This is a genomic window from Paracoccus suum (assembly GCF_003324675.1).
GTDB classification, from domain to species: domain Bacteria; phylum Pseudomonadota; class Alphaproteobacteria; order Rhodobacterales; family Rhodobacteraceae; genus Paracoccus; species Paracoccus suum.
On record NZ_CP030918.1, the window covers coordinates 257,982 to 271,321 of the forward strand.

The window sequence follows — 13,340 nt, forward strand, 5'->3', positions numbered from 1 at the left end:
GCCACTGGCAGGGGCCGTTCTGATGCAAGTCTTGCGGCGATCAGGCGCGGTTGAAGAGGCGCAGGATCAGCAGCAGGATGACGGCACCGATGGTCGAGAAGATGATCGAGCCCAGGATCGACATGCGGCCATCAGCGCCAGCCATGTTCCAGCCAAGCGCCGGGAAGAGCCAGGAGGCCAGCAGCGCGCCGACGATGCCGACGACGATGTTCATCATCACGCCCTGGCCATGGCCTTTCACGATTTCGCCAGCCAGCCAGCCGGCGATCGCACCGATGATAAGCGAGACGATCAACCCGATCCCACTGAAAGCAGCCATTATGAAGTCCTTTCTTGATGTCCGGTCGGGTCGCGCCCGCCGCTATACGCCAGTCTAACATGACCAAACGGGTGACAGTTCCGCTATGAATCCCGTGCTTTGGCACGATCGGCCGGGTGCGACATTTTCGTCACGGCGCGACTGAAGGCATAAGGGGTTAGTTGAGGGCCGGTCAGCAATTTCACCCGCCTGACTTGGCGCAACATTTTTGTCACGCCGCACGCGCGCCGCGCGTGCCCGCGTTGACGCTGACTTGCGTTCCCGCACCAATGGGCGATGGACGAATCGCACCGCTGCCGTCTGTCTCGGCCATTGCGATTCCATCTGCTGCCCTGTGGTCCCGGCCTTGCTCGCCCGCGGCCCGCATGAACGAAGGACATGATTTATGCGTATCGCCTCTCTGGCGCTGATGTTTGCGTTGGGCCTTGCGGCCTGCACCGATACCCCTGCCCCGACCGCCTCGACCGGCAGCACGCTGACCAGTGTGCCGCCGACCTACCAGGCGCGTACGGACGTCGGCCCCAACGGCGAGCCGGTACCGATCCCGGCCGTCAACATCGCGTACCTGACCGAGCGCAACCGCCGTCAGCAAGTGCCCTACAACGGTCCCGAGGCACCCGGCACCATCGTCGTCGATCCCTATTCGCGCTTCCTGTACCACGTAATGGAAGGCGGTCAGGCGATGCGTTACGGCGTCGCCGTGGGCAAGGCAGGCACGGGCTTTTCCGGCTCGGCCACGATCCAGCGCAAGGCGGCCTGGCCGTCGTGGACGCCGACCGCCAACATGGTTCGCACCAACCCCGAGCTGTACGGCCCGGTCAAGAACGGCCTGAAGGGTGGCCTCGACAACCCGCTCGGCTCGCGCGCGCTGTACCTCTATAACGGCGGCAAGGACACCTACTACCGGATCCACGGCACGATGGACCCGTCGTCCATCGGCAAGGCCACTTCGGCCGGCTGTATCCGCCTGTTCAACCAGGACATCCTTGACCTGTTCCAGCAGGTTCCGATCGGGACCGCGGTCCGCGTTCGCTCGCCCGAGGAAAGCCGCCGCTACGAAGGCGAGCTGGTCGAATCGCCCGAGGGTTACCTGACCCCGGTCGGCGGCACGGTCGTCCACAGCGCCCCGACGGGCGCGGTCGCAGGCGACGTTGCCGCGGCCACCACCCCCTCGATCGTCGAAAGCGCCGTGCCGGCCGGCTGATACCGCCCCGCACGCACACAGCTCTGAAAGGCCCCTGCCCGTCGGCAGGGGCCTTTTTCCTGCCAAGAAGCAGGTCACGCAGGCTCGCAGAAGCGCGTTGCGAGTCAGAGGTTTACGTGCGAAACTCGCGCTCGCCGCCTCGCGCATCCGGAGGGACGTCCACATGCCAAATCACGCGCAGGCCGAGGCCGCGGCCTTGGACAGCACCACGCTCGCCCTGACGCGCAGCACGCGACGGCCGGGGATCAACGACCTTTCGGACAGCAAGCTGGCCGATGCCATCGCCCAACTGGACAGCCTGGTGAAATCCGGGACCCATGGCCCTGCCTCCAGCTACCTGCGCTCGGCCCTGCGCCGCGCGCATGAGGAGCGGCGCCGCCGCGCCGCAGGCATAAACAAGCCCTCTCGGGCCGTAAAACCGGGGGCTGCCGCCAAGGCCGCCTCGGCGCGGCACAACGTCAGCGCTGCGCCTGCCGCCGCTGCGCCATCATCGCGCGCCGCCGCAGCCACCCGCCGGCGCAAGGCGTCCGCCGCGATCCCGCTGACCCCGCAACATGATCGCGTCTCGGCTGAGGACGGCCCGACGCCCAAGCCGGTACGCCAGCGCAAGGGCGACGCCGCCACCGCGCCGCAACCGGCCAAGGCCGCGAAGACCCGCCCCGCAGCCGTGGCCCGCACCCGCACCGCAACGCGGGGCGCGGCCGCCACCGGTGCCAAGCGGACCGCGGCCGACCGCCGCACCGGCGCCAAGCCTGTGCCGCGCAAGCCGGCGGCAGCTTCGGCGTCCGCCTCCGTCGCGGTGCCGGCCGCACGTGTGTCGGAGCCCGTGGCCGAGTCGGTGATATCCGCCAGCCCCGAGGTCAAAGCCGCCGGCAAAAAGGCGAAAAAGGACGCGGCTGCCACCAAGGTGAAGGCCGACAAGAAGTCCAAAAAGGACGCCAAGGCCAAGGTGGCTGATGCCGACAAGAAGGCCAAGTCGGACAAGAAGACCAAGTCCAAGTCCGACAAGAAGGTTAAGGCGAAGGCCAGCGCCAAGAAGGGCAAGAAGGCCAAGGCCTGATCCGCATTCCACCGGCGCGTGGGGTTTGATAACTTCGCCCCAACCCGCGCCGGAGACGTGATGACCTATCCTGCCCTGACCGCCCTTGCTCTGGCCGCCCTGATCGGTGCGCCCGCCTTGGCGCGCCCTGCCGATGACGCGGTCACGGGCGCCTTGCCGGTGGTCGTCCCGGCCAATGCCACCGACACGCCCGCACGGCGCTGCACGGCGGATGGCCGCATCTGCATCACGGCCGAGAGCTATGTCCCCGACGTCTGCGCCGCCATCGAACTCGCTGCGGGCGACGTGAACCTCGATCCGCATTTCTTTGCCCGGCTGCTCTGGAAGGAAAGCCTGTTCGAGCCGTCGGCGATCAGCCCCGCCGGCGCCCAAGGCATCGCGCAGTTCATGCCGGAGACCGCGCGCATCGTCGGCCTCGACGATCCTTACAACCCGGCCAAGGCCATCGTCGCCTCGGCGCGCTACCTGCGCCAGCTCAGCGACGGGTTCGGCAACCTCGGGCTGGCGGCAGTCGCCTACAACGGCGGCGAGTCGCGGGCCGCTCGGTTCATCGCCGGGGGAACCGTCCTGCCATGGGAGACGCAGGATTATGTCGAGGCGATCACCGGCGAGAATGCCTGGAAATGGCGTGACGAGCCGCCTGAGAAGGTCGACCTGCGCCTGAAGGGCGATACCCCGTTCCACGACGCCTGCGTCAGCCTTGCGGCCAAGCGCGCGCTGAAAGAGTTCAAGACGCCCGAGCGTGTCTGGCCCTGGGGCGTGATCCTGGCCTCGCACCCACGCCAGTCGGGGGCGGCCTCGCAGGTGAATCGGCTGAACCGCCAGCTGCGCCCGCTGTTGGCTGGAAAGCGCGTCGCCTATGTCCGCAAGCGGATCAGCGGCATGCCCAAGACGATATATACCGCGCAGGTCGGCTACAGTTCGAAAACCGAGGCCTTCACCTTTTGCTCGCGGCTGCGGGCGGCGGGTGGCAAATGCCTGGTGCTGAAGAACCGCTGACGTCGTGAGATGAAAAAGGCCGGGCCTGCGATTGCAGGGCCGGCCTTCGATTTTGCGGCAGTCGGCGCGATCACATCTTCCAGTGGACCTTGGTCAGGTCGTTCGACTGGTTCGGCGCATTCTGCCACAGCCCTTCCAGACGGGCATCGGCGACGCTGGTCTTGGCCAGCTGGAACAGGAAGGCATTGACGTAGTCGTCAGCCAGCATCTGTTGCGCCTGCTTCAGCAGGGCGCTGCGCTGCGCCGGGTCGATGGCGCCTTTCAATTGGTCCATCAACTCGACAAAGGCCGGCTTCGCGTAGTGAAAGTAATAGTCCGGACGGGCGTAGATATCGATATCCATCGGCTCGGTATGGCTGATGACGGTCAGGTCAAAGTCGCCCCCCTTGAACACCGTTTCCAGCCACTGCGCCCATTCCATGTTGGTCACCTCAGTGGTGATCCCCACGGCTTTCAGCTGGGCGGCGATGATTTCGCCCCCGCGACGGGCATAGGGCGGCGGCGGCAGCGCCAGGCGCAGCTTCAACTCAGGCGAGCCCGCCTCGGCCAGCAGCGTCTTGGATTTTTCGGGGTCATAGGCCGACTGCGCGGTCAGATCGACGTAATCGGGGTTGTGCGGCGCGAAATGGCTGCCGATGGGCGTGCCCTGGCCGAACATGGCGCCGTCAATGATTTCCTGTCGGTTGATGGCGTGGGCGATGGCCTCGCGCACCTTGATGTTATCCAGCGGCGGGTTGGCGTTGTTCATCGCCAGGATTGTCTCGCCCTCGGTCGTGCCGACCACGACCTTGAAACGTGGATCGGCCTGCAGCTGCGGCAGGGTTTCCGGCGCCGGGTAGTTCGGGAACGCGTCCACGTCGCCTGCCATGAGCGCGGCAAAGGCAGCGCTGGGATCGCTGATGAAGCGGAAAGTCGCGCTTTTCAGGGCCGGCTTCTCACCCCAGTAGCCGTCGAACGCCTTCAGCGTGACGTGATCGCCCTGCTTCCATTCACCGAGGGCGAAAGGCCCGGTGCCGACCGGCTTGGTCGCCAGGTCCTTGGCCGAGGCGGGATCCACGATGACCGCATCCCCCCAGGCCATCTTCCACGGGAAGGCCCCGTCCGGCGCCTTCAGCACCACCCGCACCAGATCGGGGGAAACGGCCTCGACCGTGTCGATCCCCTCGAACAACGCCTTCTGGGCGTTGGTCGAATCCGGCGCCCGCGCGCGATCGAGCGTAAAGACCACGTCGGAGGCGTCGAAATCGGCGCCGTCCTGGAACTTCACCCCTGTGCGCAGGTGAAAGTCATATTGCTTGCCGTCCTGCGCGACGTCCCAGCTGGCGGCGAGGCCGGGGACCACGCTGCCATCCTCGGCGATGCGGGTCAGACCCTCGAAGACGTTGGCATAGACGATTTCGTCCACGGCCGCGGCGGCGCCGGTGGTGGGGTCGAGGTTTGGCGGCTCCAGCACCATGCCGAGGGTCAGGCTGTCGGGCGGCGCTGCCGTCGCCGGGACGGCGGCCGCAGCAGCGGCCAGGGCCGCACCGAGGGCGAGGGTCAAGGTGAGGGATCGGGACATTCAGCCTCCACGGATTGCCGAAAACCGGCCGGCGCGATCATGGAAGCGGCGGGCCCGTCGATCAAGCCCGCTGTTTTGCAAAGGGGATGTTGGTCGCAGGCCGCCGTCGCGCCTAGTCAGTCCGACCGCCGGGATCCGTGGCGTGGCGCGGCAGCAATTGCTGTGCGGCGCCCGCGAACATGAGCCAGGCCGAGGTGACAACCAGTCCCCACAGCGCCCAGCTTTGCGGGTGGAACCGCACGGCCACCGCCCAGATCGCGAACAGCACCCAAGCCGCCGCCATCGGCAACGAGATCGCCCGCCAGCGCGCGGTGCGCACGGGATGGATGAATTTCATGTTGGTGAACATGGCGATGGTCAGGCCGACGACGATGACCAGGATCAGCCAGAAGTTCGGCTTGATCGCGAACAGCACCAGCACAACCATGTTCCAGCAGGCCGGAAAGCCGGCAAAGCTGTTGTCGCGGGTCTTCATCCGCGTGTCGGCAAAATAGATCACGCTGCCATAGACGATGGCGATGATCGCCAGCCAGCCGGTCCAGCCGGGCAAAAGCCCGCTCTTGAACAGGGCGTAGGCCGGGATGAACACATAGGTCAGATAATCGATGATCAGGTCCATCAGGACGCCGTCATAGGTCGGCCAGTTCCGACGTACATCGAAACGCCGGGCCAGTGGGCCGTCAACGCCGTCGACCACCAGTGCGATCACCAGCCAAAAGAACATCAGAGACCAGCGTTCTTCGACCGCGGCGAGCATCGCCAGCATGGACAGCACTGCGCCGCTGGCGGTCAGAAGATGGACGGAAAGTGCATTGAGGTTCGATCTCTGCATCGCCGGCTTTTCGCATGCGCCGCACATCGGCGCAACGGCGGCCTGCGTTAGCGTCATGTCAAAGATGAAGGTTGCGTGACAGGTGCCCCGCCTCAGGCCCGGGGGTGGGCGGCACGGAATGCCTCCAGCAAGCGGGCGTCGTCGACGCCGGTATAGATCTGGGTCGTCGACAGGCGCGCATGACCCAGCAACTCCTGGATCGCACGCAGATCGCCGCCGCCGGCCAGCAGATGGGTCGCAAAACTGTGCCGCAGGGCGTGGGGCGTGGCAGTCTGCGGTAAGCCAAGCGCGGCGCGACCACGGGCCATCACCGCCCCGACCGTCTGCTGGTTCAGACGCCCGCCGCGCAGGCCGCGGAACAGCGGTCCATCTGCCTCGGACCGCCACGGACATTGCGCGAGGTAAGCGGCGACCGCCGCCTCGGCCACCGGCAGGACCGGCACGATCCGCTCGCGGCCGCCCTTTCCGCGGATGCGCAGCCCCCCGCCCTGTGGCGGCCAGTCGCGCCCGTCCAGCCCCAAGGCCTCGGAGATTCGCAGGCCGCAGCCGTAAAGCAACGTCAGCACGGCGGTATCGCGGGCAGCGATCCACGGCGTGTCATGATCGGCTGCGGCCATATCGATCACCGCACGCGCGTCCTCCGCCGCGAGCGGGCGCGGCAGACTGCGCGCCGCACGCGGGCCGCGCACCGCCAGCGCAGGCGAGGCGTCAAACCCCTCGCGGTCCGAGATCCAGCGCAGGAAACTGCGCACCGCCGACAAGCGCCGCGCCAGCGATCGCGCGCCGAGGCCGCCCGACCGCTCGGCCGCTGCAAAGGCGCGCATGTCGCTGTGGCCCAGACCGGCCAGCCTGGCCGGCAGCGCCGGCGCGCCCTGATGGCCGCCGAGGAACTGCAAAAACGCCAGTAGATCGGTCTGGTAAGCACGGATCGTCTGGGGCGAGCGGTCGCGGCTGCCCTGCTGCACCGCCAGCCACTGCGCCAGCGCCTCGGCCATTGCCGGGGCAAGCGCCAGTGGTGGTGGCGGCTTGGTCATTCGCGCAGCCAGCCGATCAGCACCAGCCGGAACACCTGCGAAAAGAACCGCAGCAGGTCGGTGCCCTGGGTCGGGGTGAAGCGCGCCGGATCGTTCGACCCCATCAGCAGCAGCGCCGGCCAGCGGCCCGCGCCCAGATCCAGCGGCAACAGAGCCTCGGACCGGATTGCGCCGGCCGCGGTCCCATGGGTCAGCGCAGTCTCGGCCGAAGCGCGGCGCAGGATGATGTCATTGCCGCGCGGAGCCCGGCGCCCCGCGGCGATCATGCGGGCCACGGTCCCGGTCTGGACCATCGCCAGCGCGCCACTCTCGCCGGCCGGCGGCGCCTGAACCGCGTCGCTTTCCATCACTAGGCGCAGCGTCTCGACGCGCAGGATCGGCGCGACGGTGGTGTTCAGATTTTCCAGAAAACTGGTGAAATCATCGGGTTCCAGCAGCGAGACCACCGCGCGATGGATGGTCTGCATCCCCGCCTGGTTGTCATAGGCGGCGGCGATGACGTTCTCATGCGCGGATTCAAGGCGCGTCAGCCGCGCCTCCAGCGCCTCCATGGCGCGGCCGCGGATGTCGATGACATTCGCGCCGGCCTCGGCCTCGCGCGCGCCGATCAGCGCGCGCATAAGGTCGCGATCCCCCAGGATCAGGTCCGGCGCCGCCAGCAGCCGGGCCCGCACGGCCTCGTCGATACCCGCCTCGTCAGCCCCCGACACGGCGTCAGCCCAAGATCTTCTGGCCGGTCTTGGCCCAATCGGCGTCGAACGCGGCCAAACCCTTGTCGGTCAGCACATGGTTCGCCATCGCCTTGATGACCGCCGGCGGCGCGGTGATCACGTCGGCGCCGATCTTGGCGCATTCGGTGATATGGTTCACCGAGCGGATCGAAGCGGCGAGGATGTTCGTCTCGTAGCCGTAGTTGTCATAGATCTGGCGGATGTCGGCGATCAGTTGCAGCCCGTCCAGATTGATGTCGTCCAGCCGGCCGATGAAGGGCGAGATAAAGGTCGCGCCCGCCTTGGCCGCCAGCAGCGCCTGCGCAGGCGAAAAGCACAGCGTCACGTTGACCATGTGGCCGTCGTCGGACAGTGCCTTGCAGGCCTTTAATCCCTCCCAGGTCAGTGGCACCTTGACCGCGATATTGGGCGCAATGGCTGCCAGGTGTTTGCCCTCGGCAATCATGTCCTTCGCGTTGTCGGCCACCACCTCGGCGCTGACCGGGCCCTCGACCAGATCGCAGATCTCTTTGGTGACCTCGAGGATGCTGCGCCCCGACTTGGCGATCAGCGAGGGGTTGGTCGTCACGCCATCGACGACGCCCAGGGCGTGCAGTTCCTTGATGGCGTCGATATCGGCGGTGTCGACGAAAAAGCGCATGGTTCAGGCTCCGGCGAGGGGGGTCGCTGCGGTCTAACGCGAAACGCCTCGGGGCGGAAGCGCATTGACGGACGCGCGAAGACATGACGGCGCTGTCGCCGCGGGCCTTTGGCGGCTGGGTTGCGCGGGCTGGCCTGCGTGGGCGATATTGTCGTATGGCGCACATGCAGCGGCGGGCGCGATGCCCGCGCCTGCTTCACCGGCAGTTCCTGCCCGGACTGAGGTTCGCGGACGACCTTGACTGATCCCCTTCACTACGCTGCCGGCCAGCGGATCGGTGTGCTGACCACCGAGCCGGTCGGCCTGCTGGATTATCTCGCGCCCGAGGGCGGGGTGGCACTGGGCCAGCTTGTCGTCGTGCCACTGGGGCCGCGCAGGGTGATGGGCTGCGTCTGGGGGCCGGGCGCAGGCGATTTCGACGCAGCGCGCCTGCGGCCCGTCGGCCGGCTGATTGACGCCGAACCGTTGGCCCCCTCGATGATCGAGTTCCTGAACCGCACCGCCGAATACACCCTGACGCCCCTGCCCCATCTGCTGCGAATGGCGACGCGCGCGCCGGGGCTGGCCGACCCGCCGGCCGCGCGCCGCGTGGTCCACCGCACCGGCGATCCGCCACAGCGGATGACAGATGCCCGCGCCCGCATCCTCGATACGCTCGACGAGCATGGTGGCGGTCCGCTGGAGCCGGGCGAGTTGGCGCGCCTCGCGGGGGTCGGCAGCAGCGTCGTCAAGGGCCTGATCGCCGCCGGCACCCTGACCGAGACCGAGGCCGCGCGCGACGCCCCCTTCCCGCGCCTTGATCCGGGTCGGCCCGGCAAGCCTCTGTCACCCGACCAGCGCGCTGCCGCGGATAGCCTTGCCGCCGCCCAGCGCAAGGGCGGTTTCTCCGCGACCCTGCTGCGCGGGGTCACCGGCTCCGGCAAGACCGAGGCCTACCTGGAGGCGGTGGCCGAATGCCTGCGCCACGGCCGGCAGGCACTGGTCATGCTGCCGGAAATTGCCCTGTCGGCCGAGTTCCTCGACCGGGTCGAGGCGCGGTTCGGCGCGCGTCCCGGCGAATGGCACAGCGGCGTCACCGGGGCCGAGCGCCGGCGCCTGTGGCACATGGCCGGGCGGCACGGCGTCGATCTGGTGGTCGGCGCGCGCTCGGCCCTTTTCCTGCCGTTCCGCGACCTCGGCCTGATCGTCGTCGATGAAGAGCATGACAGCGCCTACAAGCAGGAGGATGGGGTCTGGTATTCGGCCCGCGACATGGCCGTGCTGCGCGCTAGCATCGAGGGCGCGCAGGTCGTGCTCGCCTCGGCCACGCCCTCGCTGGAAAGCTGGGTGAACGCGCAGACCGGCAAGTACGAGCGGCTGGACCTGCCCAGCCGGCACGGCACGGCCGAGTTGCCCGAGATGGCCGCCATCGACCTGCGGACAGAGGAGATGCGCCCCGGCACCTGGATCTCGCCCACGCTGGCCCGCGCGGTCGAGGCACGACTGGCCAGGGGCGAGCAGTCGCTGCTGTTCCTGAACAGGCGCGGCTATGCCCCGGTCACGGTGTGCCGGGCCTGCGGCGCGCAGGTCGGCTGCGACGATTGCGATGCGCGGATGGTCGAGCACCGGGTGCTGAACCGCCTCGTCTGCCATCAGTGCGGCGCCACCAAACCGATCCCGACCGTCTGCCCGGCCTGCGGCGTGGAGGGGAAGATGGCGCCGGTCGGGCCGGGGGTCGAACGGCTCGCCGAAGAGGTCGCCGCCCGTTTCCCGAATGCCCGCGCGGCGATCCTCAGCAGCGACCTGTTCTCCAGCGCGCGGGCGCTGAAAGAGGCGATTGCCGGCATCTCGGCCGGCGAGGCGGACATCATCATCGGCACCCAGATGGTCGCCAAGGGGCACAACTTTCCCAACCTGACGCTGGTCGGCGTGATCGACGCCGACCTGGGGCTGCAGGGCGCGGACCTGCGCGCGGCAGAGCGCAGCTTTCAGCTGATGCAGCAGGTGGCCGGCCGCGCCGGGCGCGCGGGCGACCGGGGCGAGGCCCTGCTGCAGACTCACCAACCCGACCACCCGGTCATTCGCGCGATCCTGTCAGGCGACGAGGAGGCGTTCTGGGACGCCGAGGCGGCAGCCCGCAGCCAGGCCGGAATGCCGCCCTTTGGGCGGCTGGTCGGCATCATCCTCAGCCATCCCGACCTTGGCGCGGTGACCGATTTTGCCCGACATCTGGCCGGGCGCGCCGCGCCGCTGGCCGAAATCGGGGCCGAGCTGTGGGGGCCCGCCCCCGCCCCGATCACGCGCATCCGCGGACGGCATCGCGTGCGGATGCTGATCCGGGCGCCCCGGCAGGCGCCAGTGCAGGACGCCGTGCGCCGCTGGCTCTCGGGCGTGAAGTTGCCGACCAACATGCGCCTTGCGGTCGACATCGATCCGCAAAGCTTTCTCTAGCGCGGTCGCGGCATGCCTCGCTAGCCGCCAAGGCGGGGCGAGGCCCGGTCCAGCGCCAGTTCGGCATCCGAAAAGCGGATCGGCGTGCGCACGCCCGGCACGCCGTCGGGGGAGATCCGCAAGGCGCGGGCAATCACCTGCGGGTCGGCGAACACATCGGCCATGTCGTTGATCGGCCCGGCGGGGACGCCCGCCCCCTCCAGCCCGGCGAGCAGATCAGCGCGCTGCCAGCCGCGCGTCGCAGCCCCCAGCGTCGCGCTCAGCGCGTCGCGATTGGCGACCCGGTCGCCATTGGTGCGGTAATCGGGCGCATCGGCCAGCCCCGGCAGGCCCAGCAGCCCGACCAACCGACGGTATTGTCCGTCATTGCCGGCGGCGATGATGATCCAGCCATCTGCACATTCGAACACCGCATAGGGGACGATATTGGGATGCGCATTACCCAGCCGCTGCGGCGCCTTGCCTGAGGCGAGGTAGTTCATCGCCTGGTTGGCCATCACCGCGACGCCGACGTCCAGCAACGCCATGTCGATCTGCTGACCGGTGCCGGTCTGGTCGCGCTGACGCAGCGCGGCAAGGATCGCGGTCGAGGCATAGATGCCCGTGAACAGGTCGATGACGGCGACGCCGACCTTTTGCGGCTGGTCCGCCGGCTCGCCAGTCACGCTCATGAGGCCGCACATGCCCTGGATGATGTAATCATAGCCCGCACGATGCGCATAGGGGCCGTCCTGGCCAAAGCCGGTGATCGAGCAATAGATCAGCCGCGGGTTCAGCGCCTGCACCGACGGCCAGTCGAGGCCGTATTTCGCGAGGCCCCCCACCTTGAAATTCTCGATCAGAACGTCGGCCCCCTTGATCAGTGCGCGCACGCGCGCCTGACCCTCGGGGGTGCGGAAATCCGCGATGACGCACTGCTTGCCGCGGTTGGCGGCGTGGTAATAGGCGGCCGAGCGCTCGCCCTCGCGCTCGACATAGGGCGGGCCCCACTGGCGGGTGTCGTCGCCCTCGGGGGCCTCGATCTTCGTGACCTCGGCCCCGAGATCGGCGAGGATCTGACCGGCCCAGGGGCCAGCCAGAATCCGCGCCAACTCGACGACCTTCAGACCCTCGAGGGGGGCCGGCATCAGTTTGCCGGCGCGGCGGGGGTGGCGGGGGCCGCAGCCCCTGCGGGCTTGGCCTCGGCCTCGGCCAGCTTCTGGTCAATCTTGGCCTTGAGGTCCTTCCACGCCTGGTTCGGAACCTTCTCGCCGCCGATGATGAAGGTCGGCGTGCCCTCCAGCCCGTCCTTGGTGGCGTTGCTCTGGTACGTCGCGACCAGCCGCTCGATCATGGCGGTGTCGTTCCAGCAGGCGTCCATCTGCGCCTCGGTCATGCCAGCCGAAAGGCCAACCTTGCGCAGGTTGGCGGCGACTTCGTCACCCGACTTGGCCGGGGCCAGCCATTTGTCCTGCGTGGTCAGAAGCATCTCGCCGACGGGGTAGTATTTCGTCGGCTCGCAATGCGCGAGGATGCCGGACCAAAGGCCGACCGCATCGAAATAGACGTCGCGCTGGATGAAGCGGACCTTGCCGGTGTCGATATATTCCGACTTCAGGGTCGGAAAGTTCTCTTTGGCGAAATCCGCGCAGTGGCTGCAGGTGAACGAGGCGTATTCGATGATGGTCAGCGGCGCATCCGGCTGGCCGAGGACGATGTCATCCAGCAGCTTGGGTGCCGGGCCGGGCGTCGGCTCGGCGGGGGTGGCATCCGCTGCCTTGGCGTCGGCCGCGGGCGCGGCCGGGGCGGCGGGGGCAGCCGTGGTCGGCGCAGTCGCAGGGGCCGCGGTCTGGGCGGCGACCGGCAGCGCGGCAAAGCCCAGCGCGGCGCTTGCCAGCAGCACTGTGATCGTGCGGCGCAGGTTCGGGGTGGCGATGTCCGTCATGATTGGCGGGCCTTTCTGATGGTGTCCCTGTGGGACAGATAGAGGGTCGCAAAACGCGCCACCGCAGCGGCGAGTGTCGGGTCGTCAATTCCCTCGGCCGCGGCGCGGGCGCGGTCAAGCGCCTCCGGCCCTGGCGTCGGGGGTTCGGGGGCGGTTGGCCTAGCAAAGACGGCCTGCCCCTCGGCAAAGCCGGCCGGCGCGGTCTGGGTCAGCGTCACACGCGATACGGCATTCCAGCCGTAGCAGGCGTTCACCCGCTCGCGGATCTGCGGCAGCATCATTTCCAGCCGCGGGGCATTAGGGCCCGTCGTAAGCAACACCAGCGTTGCGCCGGGGGCCACGCTCGCGCCGGCAGGCCCGGCGTTGCGGGCATGGGTCATGCGAACCGGCCGGCACAGCATGGCGATGTCGCGGCCCACGACCTCTGGCCAGTGGGTCAGCAGGCGCGCGACGGCAAAACCCCGCCCCTCGCCGGCACGCCGGACGGCGTCGGCCAGCAGTCCGGCAGCAGGCTCGAACCCGCGCATCCTGCGGCGGGGGGCAGAGGCGGGCGTGCTTGAGGGCGTGCGGGCGGCCATATCGCGGCCACTGTGACCCCGCGCCGCG

General features: G+C 68.4%; 13 protein-coding genes. 4 read left to right on the forward strand and 9 right to left on the reverse strand.

All coding sequences use genetic code 11. From position 1 onward, the window contains the following. Nucleotides 1-40 precede the first annotated feature (40 nt). The gene (locus tag DRW48_RS01205; RefSeq protein ID WP_114074822.1) at nucleotides 41-319 is read right to left on the reverse strand and encodes a GlsB/YeaQ/YmgE family stress response membrane protein; all 279 of its coding nucleotides are present in this window, start codon (nucleotides 317-319) and stop codon (nucleotides 41-43) included. Nucleotides 320-704: 385 nt separating this feature from the next. On the opposite strand from DRW48_RS01205, the gene DRW48_RS01210 reads away from it, so the two are divergent. The 3 genes from DRW48_RS01210 to DRW48_RS01220 all read left to right on the forward strand — a co-directional run bounded on the left by DRW48_RS01210 (nucleotide 705) and on the right by DRW48_RS01220 (nucleotide 3,582). Next, nucleotides 705-1,523 (forward strand): L,D-transpeptidase, encoded by an 819-nt coding sequence (locus DRW48_RS01210; RefSeq protein WP_114074823.1) that lies wholly within the window; start codon nucleotides 705-707, stop codon nucleotides 1,521-1,523. A gap of 163 nt (nucleotides 1,524-1,686) precedes the next feature. Further along, on the forward strand, nucleotides 1,687-2,583 hold the full coding sequence (locus DRW48_RS01215) for a hypothetical protein (protein WP_114074824.1): 897 nt from the start codon (nucleotides 1,687-1,689) through the stop codon (nucleotides 2,581-2,583). Between the two features lie 60 nt (nucleotides 2,584-2,643). Beyond that, nucleotides 2,644-3,582: a lytic transglycosylase domain-containing protein gene (locus DRW48_RS01220; RefSeq protein WP_114074825.1), complete on the forward strand. Its 939-nt coding sequence runs from the start codon at nucleotides 2,644-2,646 to the stop codon at nucleotides 3,580-3,582. A gap of 70 nt (nucleotides 3,583-3,652) precedes the next feature. Here the strand turns inward: DRW48_RS01220 and DRW48_RS01225 are convergent, their stop codons facing one another. The 5 genes from DRW48_RS01225 to fsa all read right to left on the reverse strand — a co-directional run bounded on the left by DRW48_RS01225 (nucleotide 3,653) and on the right by fsa (nucleotide 8,380). After that, nucleotides 3,653-5,143, reverse strand: a complete 1,491-nt coding sequence (locus tag DRW48_RS01225; protein ID WP_114074826.1) for an ABC transporter substrate-binding protein — start codon at nucleotides 5,141-5,143, stop codon at nucleotides 3,653-3,655. Between the two features lie 112 nt (nucleotides 5,144-5,255). Continuing rightward, a complete protein-coding gene (locus DRW48_RS01230; protein ID WP_114077267.1) occupies nucleotides 5,256-5,975 on the reverse strand; it encodes a CDP-alcohol phosphatidyltransferase family protein in 720 nt (239 codons plus the stop codon). A gap of 92 nt (nucleotides 5,976-6,067) precedes the next feature. Continuing rightward, entirely contained in the window at nucleotides 6,068-7,009 is a 942-nt protein-coding gene (locus DRW48_RS01235) for a tyrosine recombinase XerC (protein WP_114074827.1), read from the reverse strand. Continuing rightward, nucleotides 7,006-7,719: a DUF484 family protein gene (locus DRW48_RS01240; RefSeq protein ID WP_114074828.1), complete on the reverse strand. Its 714-nt coding sequence runs from the start codon at nucleotides 7,717-7,719 to the stop codon at nucleotides 7,006-7,008. Before DRW48_RS01240 ends, DRW48_RS01235 begins: the two co-directional genes overlap by 4 nt. A gap of 4 nt (nucleotides 7,720-7,723) precedes the next feature. Continuing rightward, entirely contained in the window at nucleotides 7,724-8,380 is a 657-nt protein-coding gene (fsa, locus tag DRW48_RS01245; protein ID WP_114074829.1) for a fructose-6-phosphate aldolase, read from the reverse strand. A 237-nt stretch (nucleotides 8,381-8,617) separates the two neighbouring features. On the opposite strand from fsa, the gene DRW48_RS01250 reads away from it, so the two are divergent. Beyond that, entirely contained in the window at nucleotides 8,618-10,810 is a 2,193-nt protein-coding gene (locus DRW48_RS01250) for a primosomal protein N' (protein ID WP_114074830.1), read from the forward strand. A gap of 20 nt (nucleotides 10,811-10,830) precedes the next feature. Here DRW48_RS01250 and DRW48_RS01255 read toward each other — a convergent pair whose 3' ends face one another. From DRW48_RS01255 to DRW48_RS01265, 3 genes are read right to left on the reverse strand one after another with little or no spacing between them, the layout of a single operon-like run. Then, a complete protein-coding gene (locus DRW48_RS01255; protein WP_114074831.1) occupies nucleotides 10,831-11,937 on the reverse strand; it encodes a CaiB/BaiF CoA transferase family protein in 1,107 nt (368 codons plus the stop codon). Continuing rightward, the gene (locus DRW48_RS01260) at nucleotides 11,937-12,734 is read right to left on the reverse strand and encodes a DsbA family protein (RefSeq protein ID WP_114074832.1); all 798 of its coding nucleotides are present in this window, start codon (nucleotides 12,732-12,734) and stop codon (nucleotides 11,937-11,939) included. The genes DRW48_RS01255 and DRW48_RS01260 overlap by 1 nt, the downstream gene beginning before the upstream one ends. Then, nucleotides 12,731-13,312: a DUF721 domain-containing protein gene (locus tag DRW48_RS01265; RefSeq protein WP_241963325.1), complete on the reverse strand. Its 582-nt coding sequence runs from the start codon at nucleotides 13,310-13,312 to the stop codon at nucleotides 12,731-12,733. Before DRW48_RS01265 ends, DRW48_RS01260 begins: the two co-directional genes overlap by 4 nt. Nucleotides 13,313-13,340: the final 28 nt, after the last annotated feature.